The organism is Marinospirillum perlucidum, from assembly GCF_003336805.1.
GTDB classification, from domain to species: Bacteria; Pseudomonadota; Gammaproteobacteria; order Pseudomonadales; family Halomonadaceae; genus Marinospirillum; species Marinospirillum perlucidum.
In genome coordinates this window covers 122,956-136,787 of the sequence record NZ_QFWJ01000006.1, presented here as the reverse complement: position 1 = coordinate 136,787, position 13,832 = coordinate 122,956, and the positions used below count along the sequence as shown (strand labels likewise).

The following is a 13,832-nucleotide window of genomic DNA, read 5'->3' as shown; positions in this document are numbered from 1 at the left end:
TAAATCTTGATGGCAAGATTTGACATTAGCTTTAACGCAGCACTATAATGCTGCTCCTTTTTTAGGTGCAGTGCAGATGTCTGCATCATAGAGTCCGTATCGGAGCATTGGATAATGCAAGACCAGAAAATCCGTATTCGGCTGAAATCGTTTGACCATCGACTGATCGATCAGTCCGCGCTGGAAATCGTTGAAACTGCCAAGCGCACTGGTGCTCAGATCAAGGGTCCGATTCCTTTGCCGACTCGCAAAGAAAAGTTTACTGTGCTGATTTCTCCGCACGTAAATAAAGATGCCCGTGACCAGTATGAGATCCGTACTCACAAGCGTGTACTGGATATCGTCGAGCCAACTGAAAAAACAGTTGATGCCTTGATGAAACTTGAGCTGGCTGCTGGTGTTGATGTTCAGATCAGCCTGGGTTAATACCTGCTGAGACACTAAGTGGTTCGCGTCGCGAGACGCAATACAATTGAGATAGTGGAATGCCCTGAAAAAGGCAGCCATAGCGGGTGATAGCCCCGTACACTGATAGGAGACATAAACATGGCTCTTGGTTTGATCGGTAAGAAAAGCGGCATGACCCGCATTTTCACCGAAGACGGTACATCTGTACCAGTCACCGTTATTGAAGTGACTCCTAACCGAGTAACGCAGGTACGTAGCCCTGAAGCTGATGGCTACTCTGCTGTTCAGGTTACTGCAGGCTCACGCAAAGCCAAACACCTTACTAAGGCCCAGGCAGGTCACTTTGCCAAGGCGGGTGTTGAGGCAGGCCGTGTTCTGCGTGAATTCCCCCTCGCTGAGGGTCAGGAAGCTCCTGAAGTGGGTGCTGAACTGACTGTCAGCCTGTTCGAAGCTGGTCAGGCAATCGATGTCACCGGCACATCCAAAGGTAAGGGTTTTCAGGGCGCTGTTAAGCGCTGGAATTTCCGTACTCAGGATGCTACCCACGGTAACTCTCTCTCTCACCGCGCTCCTGGCTCCATCGGTCAGAACCAGACTCCTGGTCGTGTCTTTAAAGGCAAGAAAATGGCCGGTCAGATGGGTAACGAGCGTGTCACCGTGCAATCCCTGGAAATCGTCCGTGTCGATGAAGAGCGTAACCTGCTGTTGGTAAAAGGCGCTGTGCCTGGATCCACTGGCAGTGATGTGCTGGTTCGTCCGGCGGTCAAGGCTCGCAGCTAAGAGGATAGAGACACATGAACCTGAATCTTGCCGGAGCTCAGGGTACTGTCGAAGTATCCGATGCGACCTTTGGAAAAGAATTCAACGAAGCCCTGGTTCACCAGGTCGTCGTTGCCTACATGTCTGGTGCTCGCCAAGGCACCCGCGCACAGAAGAATCGCGCTGAAGTCAGTGGCGGTGGTAAGAAGCCCTGGCGTCAGAAAGGTACTGGCCGCGCTCGCGCCGGTACAGCGACTTCTCCGATCTGGCGGAAAGGTGGCGTTACTTTTGCGGCCCGCCTTCAAGATCACTCACAAAAAGTGAACAAGAAAATGTATCGCTCTGCGATGCGTTCCATTCTCTCCGAGCTGGCCCGTCAGGATCGCTTGGTGGCTGTCGAAGATTTTTCAGTAGACGCTCCCAAGACTAAACTGCTGGCGACCAAGCTTGCTGAGATGAAGCTGGAAAAGGTACTGATCGTTACTTCTGAATTGAACTCCGATCTCTACCTGGCAGCGCGTAACTTGCCGCACGTTGATGTGATTGAAGCCAATGCTGCTGATCCTGTAAGCCTGATCGCCTACGAAAACGTGCTGGTCACTGTGCCAGCCCTGCGTCAGTTCGAGGAGAAATTGGGATGAACCAGGAGCGCCTATACAAAGTGCTGCTCGGTCCACATATGACCGAGAAGGCTGCTGTACAAGCTGACGAAAGAAATCAGTATGTATTTAAAGTAGCTTCAGATGCGACTAAGCCTGAAATCAAGAAGGCTGTCGAGCAACTGTTTGATGTCAAGGTTGATGCCGTTAACGTAGTTAACAATAACGGCAAAACCCGACGCACTCTTCATGGTCTCGGTCGTCGCAAAGGTTTCCGCAAGGCGTATGTCAGCCTGGCGGAAGGTCAAGCGATCGATTTCGCTGACGCGGAATAAGGCAAGGGGTTGAATCATGGCAGTTATGAAAGCTAAGCCGACTTCAGCCGGTCGCCGCCACCTGGTAAAGGTGGTGAATAAGGATCTGCACAAGGGCGCCCCCTACGCACCCTTGCTGGATACCAAGCGCAAGTCTGGCGGCCGCAACAACAATGGACGCATTACCACTCGCCACATTGGTGGTGGTCATCGTCAGCACTATCGTATTGTTGACTTCAAGCGCAATAAAGATGGTGTTGCCGGTGTAGTAGAGCGTCTGGAATATGATCCTAACCGCTCAGCACACATTGCGCTGATCAAGTACCTGGATGGCGAGCGTCGTTACATCATCGCTCCCAAGGGTCTGACAACTGGTGACCGTATTCAGTCGGGTATGGATTCACCAATCAAGGTGGGTAACACCCTGCCGCTGCGCAATATGCCGCTGGGTTCTACCGTACACTGCATTGAGCTGAAGCCTGGCAAGGGTGCCCAGATGGCACGTTCCGCCGGTACTTCCGCACAGCTGGTTGCCCGTGAAGGTGCTTACGCTACTCTGCGTATGCGCTCTGGTGAAACCCGCAAGGTTCTGGTTGACTGCCGCGCCACTTTGGGCGAAGTCAGCAACTCTGAACACAGCCTGCGTGTACTGGGTAAGGCCGGTGCTTCTCGCTGGCGTGGCGTACGTCCAACTGTTCGTGGTACTGCCATGAACCCAGTTGATCACCCCCATGGTGGTGGTGAAGGACGTAACATGGGTAAACACCCAACCACGCCTTGGGGTGTACCTACCAAGGGTTACAAAACTCGCAAAAACAAGCGTACTAACAATCTGATTGTTCGTCGCCGTAAAGCGAAATAACGAATAAGGGGATACCGCTGTGCCTCGTTCACTGAAGAAAGGTCCTTTCATTGACCTTCATCTGTTGAAGAAAGTGGAAGTTGCGGTCGAAGGCAATGACAAGAAGCCAATTAAGACTTGGTCTCGTCGTTCAATGATCATTCCTGACATGATCGGCCTTACTATCGCTGTCCACAATGGACGCCAGCATGTACCGGTCTACATCACTGAAGAGATGGTCGGTCACAAGCTGGGTGAATTTGCTGCTACCCGTACTTATCGCGGACATGCAGCTGACAAGAAAGCCAAGCGCTAATCCAGGAGGTAATGATGGAAGTCGCCGCTAAATTGCGTGGTGCCCGTCTGTCCGCACAGAAGGCGCGCTTGGTTGCTGATCAGGTGCGTGGCAAGAAGGTTGCGGATGCACTTAACCTGCTTGCGTTCAGCCCCAAAAAGGCTGCCACGCTGGTTAAGAAAGTTCTCGAGTCTGCAATTGCAAACGCTGAGCATAACGAAGGTGCAGATATTGATGAGCTGCGTGTCTCTACCATTATGGTAGATGAAGGTATGACCATGAAGCGTATTAAACCACGCGCCAAGGGTCGTGCTGACCGCATTCTCAAGCGCACTTGCCATATCACCGTCAAGGTTGCAGACCGGTAAGGAGTCACCCGATGGGTCAGAAAGTCAATCCTACCGGCATTCGCCTGGGCATCGTAAAAGATCATACCTCTACTTGGTATGCCGAAGGCCAGGCTTATGCCGACAAGCTTAACAATGACTTGCAGGTGCGTAGCTTCCTCGAAGCTCGTCTAAAGCAAGCTGCAGTCAGTCGCATTCAGATCGAGCGTCCTGCTAACAACGCTCGCATCACCATTCACACCGCCCGCCCCGGCATCGTGATTGGCAAAAAAGGTGAAGATGTAGATCGCCTGCGCAAGGATGTGTCTGACATGATGGGTGTGCCTGTGCACATCAACATCGAAGAAGTCCGTAAGCCTGAGCTGGATGCAGCTCTGGTGGCACAAAGTGTTGCTGGCCAGCTGGAGCGTCGTGTGATGTTCCGTCGTGCCATGAAGCGCTCTGTGCAGAACGCCATGCGTCTGGGTGCCAAAGGCATCAAGATTCAGGTCGGTGGACGTCTCGGTGGTGCAGAGATTGCCCGTTCCGAGTGGTACCGCGAAGGTCGTGTACCTCTGCACACTCTGCGCGCTGATATCGACTACGCCACTGCTGAAGCACACACCACCTATGGTGTCATCGGTGTGAAGGTGTGGATCTTTAAAGGCGAAATTCTGGGCGGGATCGAAGAGGTGCGTGCAAACGCTGCCAAGCAGCAGCCGCAACAGGCGCCTAAGAAGAAAGGTTCCAAGTAAGGGGATAGTCGATGTTACAGCCCAAGCGTACAAAATTCCGCAAGATGCACACTGGCCGTAACCGTGGCCTGGCAAATCGCGGTAATAAGGTCAGCTTTGGTGAATTCGGTCTGAAAGCCACAGGTCGTGGTCGTCTGACTGCCCGCCAGATTGAGGCGGCGCGTCGTACTATGACCCGTCACATTAAACGTGGTGGTAAAATTTGGATCCGGGTTTTTCCTGATAAGCCGATTACAGAAAAGCCGTTGGAAGTTCGTATGGGTAAAGGTAAGGGTAACGTAGAATACTGGGTCGCCCTCATCCAGCCCGGCAAGGTACTTTACGAAGTTGAAGGTGTATCTGAAGAGCTTGCTCGCCAGGCCTTCACCCTCGCAGGTGCCAAGCTTCCTATTCCGACAACTTTTGTTAAACGGACGGTGATGTAATGAAAGCTCAAGAACTGCGCGAGAAATCCGCTGACGAGCTCAATGAACAGCTGCAAGGTCTGCTGCGTGAACAGTTTCAACTGCGCATGCGTAAAGTGACCGGCCAGCTGGGTCAGACACATCTGCTGAAGCAGCTGCGTCGCGATGTGGCTCGGATTAAAACCGTGCTCAACGATAAGGCAGGTAATTAAAATGGCCGAAGTCGAAAAGAAAGCCAGAACTGTCACCGGTAAGGTGGTCAGCGATAAAATGGATAAAACTGTAACAGTTATGGTCGAGCGTAGTGTTGCTCACCCTCTGTACGGCAAATACGTTCGTCGCTCCACTAAGCTACATGCACATGACGAGTCCAATGATGCTCGCATGGGTGACACCGTAACCATCCAGGAAAGCCGTCCGCTGTCTAAGACGAAAACCTGGAAACTGGTCGAGATTGTTGAGCGTGCTAAAGAGGTCTGAGGTGACTCAGACTCTGAACGCTTAAAGTTTGGAGATAACAAATGATTCAGACGCAATCAATGCTGGATGTTGCCGACAACAGCGGCGCGCGTCGCGTCATGTGCATCAAGGTGCTCGGTGGTTCCCACCGTCGCTATGCACGTGTTGGTGACATTATTAAGGTCACCGTCAAAGATGCCATTCCGCGTGGCAAGGTGAAAAAAGGCCAGGTTCTGAAGGCTGTGGTAGTCCGCACCAAGGCACCGGTTCGCCGTCCTGACGGCTCTGCTATTCGTTTTGACGGCAATGCTGCTGTCATTCTGGATAACAAAGACGCACCTATGGGCACCCGTATTTTCGGGCCGGTAACCCGTGAGCTGCGTGGCGACAAGTTCATGAAGATCATTTCCTTGGCACCCGAAGTGCTGTAAGGAGCGAGGCCGGTTATGCGTAAAATTAAACGTGACGATGAAGTGATCGTCATCGCAGGCAAAGACAAGGGTAAGCGTGGCACTGTTAAGCGTGTACTCAAGGACAACCGTTTTGTTGTGTCCGGAGTTAACATGATCAAGCGCCACACACGCCCAAACCCCTATGCCAATCAGCCTGGTGGCATTATCGAGCGTGAAGCTCCGATTCATGCCTCCAACGTTGCCATTTTCAATAAAGAAACTGGCAAGGCAGATCGAGTAGGGTTCAAGGTCCTGGACGACGGTTCCAAGGTACGTATTTTTAAGTCGACTCAAGCTGAGATCGACTCCTAATCAAGTCAGGTAACAGCATGGCTAGATTGAAAGAGCTTTACCGTGAAGAAGTAGTAGCCAAGCTGACAGAAGAGTTTGGTTTGAAAAATGTGATGGAAGTTCCACGCGTTACCAAAATCACCCTGAACATGGGTCTTGGTGAAGCACTCAGCGATAAAAAGCTGATCGAGAACGCCGTTGCAGATCTGGAAAAATTGAGCGGGCAAAAGCCTGTTGTGACCAAGGCGCGTAAGTCGATCGCGGGCTTCAAAGTTCGTGAAGGCTGGCCCATTGGTTGCAAGGTGACCCTGCGCCACGAGCGCATGTGGGAATTCCTCGATCGTTTGGTGGATATTGCGATTCCTCGTATTCGTGACTTCCGTGGCTTGAGTCCCAAGTCTTTTGACGGTCGTGGTAACTACAGCATGGGTGTGCGTGAGCAGATCATTTTCCCTGAAATCGAATATGATAAAGTCGACAGGGTGCGTGGCCTGGACGTAACCATCACCACAACTGCCCGTAACAATGACGAAGGTCGTGCGCTACTGACTGCGCTCGGCTTCCCGTTCAAGAAGTAAGGGGAAAGACATGGCGAAGGTTTCCATGGTTCAACGCGAGCTCAAGCGCGCCAAACTGGTTGATAAGTATGCAGCCAAGCGTGCAGAGCTGAAAGCGATCATTGTTAACCCTAACTCTTCCGAAGAAGAGCAGTGGGAAGCATTGCAAAAACTGCAAAAGATGCCACGCGATGCCAGTCCTGTTCGTCAGCGTAACCGCTGCCGTTCAACCGGGCGTCCGCATGGTTTTTATAACAAGTTCGGCCTGAGCCGCAACGCACTGCGTCAAGCAGCTATGCGTGGTGACGTGCCTGGCCTGCGTAAGTCCAGCTGGTAAGCTTAGGATCCAGGAGTGCAAAGCGAATGAGCATGCAAGACACCCTGGCGGATATGGTCACCCGTATTCGCAATGCACAGATGGCAACTAAGGAAACGGTTACCATGCCGTCTTCCAAGATGAAGGTTGAAGTTGCCCGGGTGCTTAAAGAAGAGGGTTTCATCGTGGACTACCAGGTCCAGGGTGATGTAAAGCCTGAACTGACTGTGACTTTGAAATATTTTGAAGGCAAAGCGGTCATCGAGAAGATCGAACGTGTAAGCAAACCCAGTTTGCGTAGCTACAAAGGCAAAAGCGAACTGCCTAAAGTTGCCGGCGGCCTGGGCGTAGCGATCATTTCCACTTCGCGTGGTGTAATGAGTGATCGTGCAGCACGTGCGGCCGGTGTCGGTGGCGAAGTCATCTGCACCGTGTTCTAAGGGAGAGTATAATGTCCCGCGTAGCAAAGAAACCGATTGAACTACCAGCAGGCGTTGAGCTGAAGCTCAATGACCGCAAGGTAACTGTCAAGGGCGCCAATGGCACTCTTGAGCTGGATCTGCATCCGCTTGTTGAAATGCAGGTCGAAGACAAAACTGTGACGGTTGCTGCTGGTAACCCTAACAACCGAGCTGCCTGGGCTCATGCAGGTACAATCCGCGCACTGGTCAACAATATGGTGACTGGCGTTTCCACTGGCTTTACACGGTCTTTGGAAATCAATGGTGTGGGTTATCGTGCACAAGCCAAAGGGCAAACCATCAATCTTACCTTGGGCTTCTCCCATCCGGTGGAATATACCCTTCCTGCCGGTGTGACTGCAGAAACGCCCAGCAACACACAAATCGTACTGAAAGGTGCGGACAAGCAATTGCTTGGCCAGTGTGCTGCTGAGATTCGCAGTTATCGCCGTCCAGAGCCTTATAAAGGCAAGGGCATCCGCTATAGCGACGAGATGGTTCGTCGTAAAGAAGCCAAGAAGAAGTAAGGCAGGGTTATGAACGCGAAGAAAGAATCTCGTTTACGTCGTGCCCGCCGTGCCCGCGCCAAAATTCGCGAGCTGGGTGCGATTCGCCTGTGCGTGAACCGCACTCCGCGGCACATTTATGCGCAAATTATTTCCGCCGATGGAGGCCAGGTTCTTGCCAGCGCTTCCACTTTGGATAGCAGTCTGCGCAGCGGTGCGACAGGTAATATCGAAGCCGCCACCAAGGTTGGCAAGTTGATCGCCGAAAGAGCCAAAGCTGCAGGTATTGAAACTGTTGCCTTTGACCGCGGTGGTTTCAAATATCATGGTCGCGTAAAAGCCCTGGCTGATGCGGCTCGTGAAGGCGGCCTGGAATTCTAAAGGGTGTGACGATGGCGAATATTGATAAGACAGCCGGTGACCTGCAAGAAAAGCTTGTCCAGGTTAACCGTGTCGCCAAAGTAGTTAAGGGTGGCCGTATTTTCGGTTTTACCGCCTTGACTGTAGTTGGCGACGGCAAGGGTCGCATTGGCTTTGGTCGCGGTAAGGCACGTGAAGTGCCTGTTGCGATCCAGAAGGCAATGGAACAGGCTCGCCGTAACATGGTAAGCGTCCAGCTGGACGGTACCACTCTTCAGTATCCTGTACGTGCAGCTCATGGTGCTTCCAAAGTATTCATGCAGCCTGCATCCGAAGGTACCGGTATCATTGCCGGCGGTGCGATGCGCGCCGTACTGGAACTGGCTGGTGTACACAACGTACTGGCCAAGTGTTACGGTTCAACCAATCCAGTAAACGTGGTACGTGCCACGGTTAAGGGTCTGGCTGCTATGCGCGCGCCAGAAGACATAGCCGCAAAACGCGGCAAGACCGTAGAAGAGATTCTGGGGTAAACCATGGCGAAAATTAAAGTAACTCTGGTACGCAGCCCCATTTCAATTCTGCCCAAGCACAAGCTTTGTGTGAAAGGGTTGGGTCTGCGCCGTATTGGCCACCAGGTAGAACTGGAAGACACTCCCGCAGTACGTGGCATGATCAATAAGGTCAACTATCTGCTGCGAGTTGAAGGAGCATAAGTCATGCATCTGAACGATCTGAGCCCGGCACCGGGCTCCAAGACCGACGCTCGCCGCGTTGGTCGTGGTATCGGTAGTGGCCTGGGTAAAACCGGCGGTCGCGGCCACAAGGGTCTGAAGTCTCGCTCCGGCGGTACTGTGAAGCCGGGTTTTGAAGGCGGTCAAATGCCCTTGCAGCGTCGTCTGCCCAAGTTTGGTTTCACTTCGCACAAGGCGCCTCTGAGTGCTGAAGTGCGTCTGCATGAAATCGGACTGGTTGAAGGTGACGAGGTCACTCTGGAAACACTGAAAGCGGCTGATGTGATCAAGAACTCCATCCAGTACGTTAAAGTGATTCTGTCCGGCGAAATCAACCGCGCAGTTACCGTTAAGGGTCTCAAGACCACTAAGGGTGCTCGTGCGGCCATTGAAGCGGCTGGCGGTAAAGTCGAAGACTAAGTAAGTCGAGGACGAAATGGCAAAACCAGGATCCATACCAGGTAATCAAAGCGGACTCGGCGAAGTTTGGGCCCGCTTACGTTTTGTCATCCTTGCGATCATTGTGTATCGCATTGGTGCTCACGTACCCGTTCCTGGTATCAATCCTGACCAGCTTACTGCCATCTTCGAACAAAACAAGGGCACCATTCTTGACATGTTTAACATGTTCTCGGGTGGTGCTCTTGAAAACATGAGTATCCTGGCGCTGGGCATCATGCCCTATATCTCCGCCTCGATTATCATGCAATTGCTGACAGCAGTGACACCCAAGCTGGAAGCTTTGAAAAAAGAAGGTGAGGCCGGGCGCCGCAAGATCAACCAGTACACCCGTTATGGCACGGTGGCACTGGCATTTCTGCAGGCAATCGGCATGTCAGTGGGTCTGGCAGGACAAAGTGGTGTCGTCTACATGGCGGACTTCGGGTTTTACTTTGTCGCGGTAACGACCTTGGTTAGTGGTGCCGTCTTCCTGATGTGGCTCGGTGAGCAGATTACTGAAAGGGGTATCGGCAACGGTATTTCCCTGTTGATCTTCTCTGGCATAGTGGCAGGTCTGCCCGGTGCCATAGGTAGCTCGCTGGAGATTGCACGCAGCGAAGGCAGCTGGAATCTGATTCCTCTGCTGGTCATTGGTGTGCTGGGTATTGCAACCATCGCGTTTGTTGTTTTCATGGAACGTGGTCAGCGCCGTATCACAGTCAACTACGCCAAGCGCCAGGTTGGCAATCAGATGTATGCCGCCCAGTCTAACCATCTCCCGCTTAAAGTGAACATGGCCGGTGTTATTCCGCCCATTTTTGCTTCAAGTATCCTGTTGTTCCCTGCCTCCTTAGGTCAGTGGTTCGGTAGTGCAGAAGGTATGGGTCTGATGCAGGATCTGGCGCAACTCCTTTCGCCAGGTGCTCCGCTCTATATCTTGCTTTTTGCACTCAGTGTTGTATTCTTCTGCTTCTTTTATACAGCACTCATGTTCAACCCCAAGGAAATTGCTGAAAACCTGAAGAAATCAGGTGCCTTTTTACCCGGTATTCGTCCAGGTGAACAGACAGCAAAATATATCGATGGGGTAGTAACACGCCTGACCCTGTTTGGGGCACTGTATATTACGGCTGTTTCCCTGATGCCTCAGTTCCTGCAGGTTGCCTGGGATATTCCCTTCTACGTTGGCGGCACATCCTTGCTGATTGTCGTGGTCGTGGTAATGGATTTCATGGCACAACTGCAGTCACACTTGATGTCGCATCAATACCAGAATCAGTCCTTGCTTAAGAAAGCCAACCTGAAAGGTTATGGTCGCCGGCGGTGATCCTAGCTGAGGGGAACGGAGTAGAAGATGAAAGTTCGTGCATCTGTTAAGAAGATCTGTCGTAACTGTAAGATCATTCGTCGTCGTGGTTCTGTTCGTGTAATCTGCATCGAGCCACGTCACAAGCAGCGCCAGGGTTAATTCCCTGGACAGGACCATAAAGGTTGCGCCTACCCCTTGATATTTTTTTTATCAGGGGGTAAGCTTTTGCGCCCTTTATGGACATAAAAACTGTAACAGGCTTTTGCCTGTTTGGAATCGGAGTAAAGTGAATGGCACGTATTGCTGGTGTCAACATTCCGGACAACAAACATACGGTCATCTCCCTGACCTACATCTTCGGTATCGGTAAAACCCGTGCCCAGAAGATCTGTGCTGAGTCCGGTATTGAACCTAATCGTAAAATTGCCGACCTGTCGACTGACGAGTTGGACAAACTGCGTACTGCCGTGGGTACTTTCACTGTTGAAGGTGACCTGCGTCGTGAAACTACGCTGAACATCAAGCGTCTGATGGATCTGGGTTGTAACCGTGGTATTCGCCACCGCCGCAACCTGCCGGTTCGTGGTCAGCGCACTAAAACCAATGCGCGTACCCGTAAAGGACCGCGTAAACCTATTCGCAAATAAGCTGGCACCACACCGTTAGGGTGTGGTCCCGCGAAAATCAGGAAATTAAGATACTATGGCTAACCCGCGTACTCGTAAAAAAGTTAAAAAGACGGTGGTGGATGGCGTTGCCCATATCCATGCCTCTTTTAACAACACCATCATTACGATAACTGACCGCCAGGGCAATACCCTTTCCTGGGCTACTGCCGGTGGTTCGGGTTTTCGTGGTTCTCGCAAGAGCACCCCGTTCGCAGCGCAAGTCGCGAGTGAACGTGCCGCTACAGCGGCAGCCGAGTATGGTCTGAAGAACGTCGACGTTATGGTTAAGGGCCCTGGTCCTGGCCGTGAATCTGCCGTTCGCGCCCTGAACGCTGCTGGTTTCAAGGTCACCAACATTACCGATGTGACCCCGATTCCACACAACGGTTGTCGTCCACCGAAGAAACGCCGCGTATAAGGAGGCAGATTCATGGCACGTTACTTAGGTCCCAAGTGTAAGCTCTCACGCCGTGAGGGTACTGATCTGCTGCTGAAGAGCGGTGTAACTCCTTTTGAGAAGAAGTGTAAATCAGAAGCAGTTCCCGGTCAGCACGGTCAGCGTCGTTCGCGCCTTTCAGACTATGGTCTGCAACTTCGCGAGAAACAGAAAGTCCGTCGTATGTACGGTGTTCTGGAAAAGCAATTCCGTAATTATTACAAAGCAGCTGCCCGCATGAAGGGCGCAACAGGTGAAAACCTGCTGCAGCTGCTGGAATCACGTCTGGATAACGTGGTTTACCGCATGGGCTTTGGCTCCACTCGTGCAGAAGCACGCCAGCTGGTCAGCCACAAGGCCCTGACAGTTAATGGTAAGACCGTTAATGTTGCGTCTTACCAGGTTCAGCCCGGTGATGTCGTTGCCGTGCGTGAAAAGGCCAAACAGCAGCTGCGTATCAAGAACGCTCTGCAACTGGCTTCTCAGCGCTCTGACGTTTCCTGGGTCGAGGTTGATGGCAACAAGCTGGAAGCAACTTATAAGTCTGTGCCTGAGCGCACCGACCTTTCAGCTGAAATCAACGAAAACCTCATCGTCGAGCTTTACTCCAAGTAATCTTGGGGTAACCGTCTGGCAGCCAAACAGGTGTTCATATGCAGCGTTCAGTGACAGAGTTTCTTCGCCCAAGAGATATCAAAGTCGAGACCCTGAGTCCGACCCGAGCAAAAATCATTCTCGAACCTTTCGAGCGTGGTTTCGGCCATACCCTGGGGAATGCTCTGCGTCGTATCCTGCTTTCCTCCATGCCCGGCTGTGCCATAGTCGAAGCGGAGATCGAAGGCGTCGAGCATGAGTACAGCGCCCTGGAAGGTGTGCAGGAAGATGTAATCGAGATCCTGCTCAACCTGAAACAGGTAGCGGTTAAGCTCTTTAACCGTGACGAAGCTGTATTGACGCTGACAAAACAAGGTCCTGGTCCTGTAACGGCGGGTGATATCCAGGGTGATCACGATCTCGAGATCGTTAATCCTGATTTGGTTATCGCCCACGTCAACGAAGGGGCTGAACTGAAAATGCAACTGCGTGTTCAAAAAGGACGCGGTTATGTTCCAGCAGATGCCCGGGTCGCGGATGATGATGAAAGCCGCCCCATCGGTCGTCTGGCTCTGGATGCCACTTTCAGCCCCGTTCTTCGTGTTGCCTATGCTGTTGAAGCAGCACGTGTTGAACAGCGTACTGACCTTGATAAGCTGGTTCTTGAACTGGAAACTGACGGCACTCTGGACCCTGAAGAGTCCATTCGTCGTTCAGCGACTATTCTCCAGGAGCAGCTGGCTGCCTTCGTTGATCTGGAAACAGACAAGCAACAAGAGCCCGAAGAAGAGGAAGATCAAATCGATCCAGTACTTCTTCGCCCGGTAGACGACCTTGAACTGACTGTGCGTTCTGCCAACTGCCTCAAGGCCGAGAACATTTACTACATTGGTGATCTGATCCAGCGCACTGAAGTCGAGCTGCTCAAGACACCTAATCTGGGTAAAAAGTCCCTGACCGAAATCAAGGACGTTCTCGCCGCCCGAGCCTTGTCTCTGGGTATGCGGTTAGAAAACTGGCCACCCGCCAGTTTGAAGAACGACGATAAGGCCAGCGCCTAAAACGTCATTTCAAGTCTCAAGGTTTGGAAAGGATAAACGACAATGCGTCATCGTAAGAGTGGTCGTAAACTCAACAGAAACAGCAGCCACCGTAAGTCCATGTTTAAAAACATGAGCGTTTCGTTGGTTGAACATGAAGTCATCAAAACTACCCTGCCCAAGGCAAAAGAGCTGCGCCGTGTCGTTGAGCCTCTGATTACCCTGGCTAAGGTAGATAACGTCGCTAACCGTCGTTTGGCAATGGCTCGTACCGGTTCTAAAGCTGCCGTTGGTAAGCTTTTCTCTGAACTGGGCAAGCGTTATGCTGAACGTCCAGGCGGTTATGTACGCATCCTCAAGTGTGGCATGCGTACAGGCGACCAGGCTCCCATGGCCTATGTGGAACTGGTTGACCGTCCTGTTGCTGAGGAAGATGCTGAATAAGCAACTTTCCAGTATAAAAAAAACCGGCCTGTTGGCCGGTTTTTTTATGCCTGCTTTTCGGCT

At 52.1% G+C, this 13,832-nt stretch carries 28 protein-coding genes; all 28 read left to right on the top strand.

The genetic code is table 11. The features are described from left to right. The first annotated feature begins 114 nt into the window (after positions 1-114). The 28 genes from rpsJ (at position 115) to rplQ (ending at position 13,769) form a co-directional block, all read left to right on the top strand. Complete coding sequence (gene rpsJ / locus DFK18_RS09625) at positions 115-426, top strand: 30S ribosomal protein S10 (protein ID WP_091964861.1); 312 nt, start codon at positions 115-117, stop codon at positions 424-426. Between the two features lie 120 nt (positions 427-546). Further along, the gene (rplC, locus tag DFK18_RS09620; RefSeq protein ID WP_114418049.1) at positions 547-1,188 is read left to right on the top strand and encodes a 50S ribosomal protein L3; all 642 of its coding nucleotides are present in this window, start codon (positions 547-549) and stop codon (positions 1,186-1,188) included. A 14-nt stretch (positions 1,189-1,202) separates the two neighbouring features. Then, positions 1,203-1,808: a 50S ribosomal protein L4 gene (gene rplD, locus DFK18_RS09615; protein ID WP_114418048.1), complete on the top strand. Its 606-nt coding sequence runs from the start codon at positions 1,203-1,205 to the stop codon at positions 1,806-1,808. Continuing rightward, positions 1,805-2,101: a 50S ribosomal protein L23 gene (gene rplW / locus DFK18_RS09610; RefSeq protein WP_114418047.1), complete on the top strand. Its 297-nt coding sequence runs from the start codon at positions 1,805-1,807 to the stop codon at positions 2,099-2,101. Before rplD ends, rplW begins: the two co-directional genes overlap by 4 nt. Positions 2,102-2,117: 16 nt before the next feature. Further along, complete coding sequence (gene rplB, locus DFK18_RS09605; protein WP_114418046.1) at positions 2,118-2,942, top strand: 50S ribosomal protein L2; 825 nt, start codon at positions 2,118-2,120, stop codon at positions 2,940-2,942. A gap of 19 nt (positions 2,943-2,961) precedes the next feature. Beyond that, positions 2,962-3,237: a 30S ribosomal protein S19 gene (gene rpsS / locus DFK18_RS09600; RefSeq protein WP_114418045.1), complete on the top strand. Its 276-nt coding sequence runs from the start codon at positions 2,962-2,964 to the stop codon at positions 3,235-3,237. A gap of 14 nt (positions 3,238-3,251) precedes the next feature. Continuing rightward, complete coding sequence (rplV, locus tag DFK18_RS09595; protein ID WP_114418044.1) at positions 3,252-3,584, top strand: 50S ribosomal protein L22; 333 nt, start codon at positions 3,252-3,254, stop codon at positions 3,582-3,584. A gap of 11 nt (positions 3,585-3,595) precedes the next feature. After that, on the top strand, positions 3,596-4,297 hold the full coding sequence (gene rpsC / locus DFK18_RS09590) for a 30S ribosomal protein S3 (RefSeq protein WP_114418043.1): 702 nt from the start codon (positions 3,596-3,598) through the stop codon (positions 4,295-4,297). Between the two features lie 11 nt (positions 4,298-4,308). Continuing rightward, positions 4,309-4,722 carry a 50S ribosomal protein L16 gene (gene rplP / locus DFK18_RS09585; RefSeq protein ID WP_114418042.1) on the top strand — a complete coding sequence of 138 codons (414 nt, stop codon included), beginning with the start codon at positions 4,309-4,311 and terminating at the stop codon, positions 4,720-4,722. Continuing rightward, entirely contained in the window at positions 4,722-4,913 is a 192-nt protein-coding gene (gene rpmC / locus DFK18_RS09580) for a 50S ribosomal protein L29 (RefSeq protein ID WP_114418041.1), read from the top strand. Before rplP ends, rpmC begins: the two co-directional genes overlap by 1 nt. Position 4,914: 1 nt before the next feature. Beyond that, positions 4,915-5,181: a 30S ribosomal protein S17 gene (gene rpsQ / locus DFK18_RS09575; protein ID WP_114418040.1), complete on the top strand. Its 267-nt coding sequence runs from the start codon at positions 4,915-4,917 to the stop codon at positions 5,179-5,181. A 41-nt stretch (positions 5,182-5,222) separates the two neighbouring features. Further along, the gene (rplN, locus tag DFK18_RS09570) at positions 5,223-5,591 is read left to right on the top strand and encodes a 50S ribosomal protein L14 (RefSeq protein WP_072326865.1); all 369 of its coding nucleotides are present in this window, start codon (positions 5,223-5,225) and stop codon (positions 5,589-5,591) included. A gap of 15 nt (positions 5,592-5,606) precedes the next feature. Continuing rightward, positions 5,607-5,924, top strand: coding sequence for a 50S ribosomal protein L24 (rplX, locus tag DFK18_RS09565; RefSeq protein ID WP_114418039.1), 318 nt, complete (start codon positions 5,607-5,609; stop codon positions 5,922-5,924). A gap of 17 nt (positions 5,925-5,941) precedes the next feature. Further along, positions 5,942-6,481, top strand: coding sequence for a 50S ribosomal protein L5 (rplE, locus tag DFK18_RS09560; RefSeq protein ID WP_114418038.1), 540 nt, complete (start codon positions 5,942-5,944; stop codon positions 6,479-6,481). A gap of 10 nt (positions 6,482-6,491) precedes the next feature. Beyond that, a complete protein-coding gene (gene rpsN, locus DFK18_RS09555; RefSeq protein WP_114418037.1) occupies positions 6,492-6,797 on the top strand; it encodes a 30S ribosomal protein S14 in 306 nt (101 codons plus the stop codon). Positions 6,798-6,823: 26 nt separating this feature from the next. Then, the gene (rpsH, locus tag DFK18_RS09550) at positions 6,824-7,216 is read left to right on the top strand and encodes a 30S ribosomal protein S8 (protein WP_114418036.1); all 393 of its coding nucleotides are present in this window, start codon (positions 6,824-6,826) and stop codon (positions 7,214-7,216) included. Positions 7,217-7,227: 11 nt separating this feature from the next. Continuing rightward, positions 7,228-7,764: a 50S ribosomal protein L6 gene (gene rplF / locus DFK18_RS09545; protein ID WP_114418035.1), complete on the top strand. Its 537-nt coding sequence runs from the start codon at positions 7,228-7,230 to the stop codon at positions 7,762-7,764. A 9-nt stretch (positions 7,765-7,773) separates the two neighbouring features. Further along, a complete protein-coding gene (gene rplR, locus DFK18_RS09540) occupies positions 7,774-8,124 on the top strand; it encodes a 50S ribosomal protein L18 (protein WP_114418034.1) in 351 nt (116 codons plus the stop codon). An 11-nt stretch (positions 8,125-8,135) separates the two neighbouring features. Beyond that, positions 8,136-8,636, top strand: a complete 501-nt coding sequence (gene rpsE / locus DFK18_RS09535) for a 30S ribosomal protein S5 (protein WP_114418033.1) — start codon at positions 8,136-8,138, stop codon at positions 8,634-8,636. Between the two features lie 3 nt (positions 8,637-8,639). After that, a complete protein-coding gene (rpmD, locus tag DFK18_RS09530; protein WP_114418032.1) occupies positions 8,640-8,819 on the top strand; it encodes a 50S ribosomal protein L30 in 180 nt (59 codons plus the stop codon). 3 nt (positions 8,820-8,822) lie between these two features. After that, positions 8,823-9,257 (top strand): 50S ribosomal protein L15, encoded by a 435-nt coding sequence (gene rplO, locus DFK18_RS09525; RefSeq protein ID WP_114418031.1) that lies wholly within the window; start codon positions 8,823-8,825, stop codon positions 9,255-9,257. 16 nt (positions 9,258-9,273) lie between these two features. Next, positions 9,274-10,605 (top strand): preprotein translocase subunit SecY, encoded by a 1,332-nt coding sequence (gene secY, locus DFK18_RS09520; protein ID WP_114418030.1) that lies wholly within the window; start codon positions 9,274-9,276, stop codon positions 10,603-10,605. Positions 10,606-10,632: 27 nt separating this feature from the next. Continuing rightward, positions 10,633-10,746 (top strand): 50S ribosomal protein L36, encoded by a 114-nt coding sequence (rpmJ, locus tag DFK18_RS09515; RefSeq protein WP_072326876.1) that lies wholly within the window; start codon positions 10,633-10,635, stop codon positions 10,744-10,746. A gap of 131 nt (positions 10,747-10,877) precedes the next feature. Then, entirely contained in the window at positions 10,878-11,234 is a 357-nt protein-coding gene (gene rpsM, locus DFK18_RS09510; RefSeq protein ID WP_114418029.1) for a 30S ribosomal protein S13, read from the top strand. 55 nt (positions 11,235-11,289) lie between these two features. Then, positions 11,290-11,673 (top strand): 30S ribosomal protein S11, encoded by a 384-nt coding sequence (rpsK, locus tag DFK18_RS09505; RefSeq protein WP_091964905.1) that lies wholly within the window; start codon positions 11,290-11,292, stop codon positions 11,671-11,673. Between the two features lie 12 nt (positions 11,674-11,685). Beyond that, positions 11,686-12,306 (top strand): 30S ribosomal protein S4, encoded by a 621-nt coding sequence (rpsD, locus tag DFK18_RS09500; RefSeq protein ID WP_114418028.1) that lies wholly within the window; start codon positions 11,686-11,688, stop codon positions 12,304-12,306. A gap of 38 nt (positions 12,307-12,344) precedes the next feature. Then, positions 12,345-13,346 (top strand): DNA-directed RNA polymerase subunit alpha, encoded by a 1,002-nt coding sequence (locus DFK18_RS09495; RefSeq protein ID WP_114418027.1) that lies wholly within the window; start codon positions 12,345-12,347, stop codon positions 13,344-13,346. Positions 13,347-13,388: 42 nt separating this feature from the next. After that, positions 13,389-13,769, top strand: a complete 381-nt coding sequence (gene rplQ / locus DFK18_RS09490) for a 50S ribosomal protein L17 (RefSeq protein WP_114418026.1) — start codon at positions 13,389-13,391, stop codon at positions 13,767-13,769. The last annotated feature ends 63 nt before the right edge of the window (positions 13,770-13,832 follow it).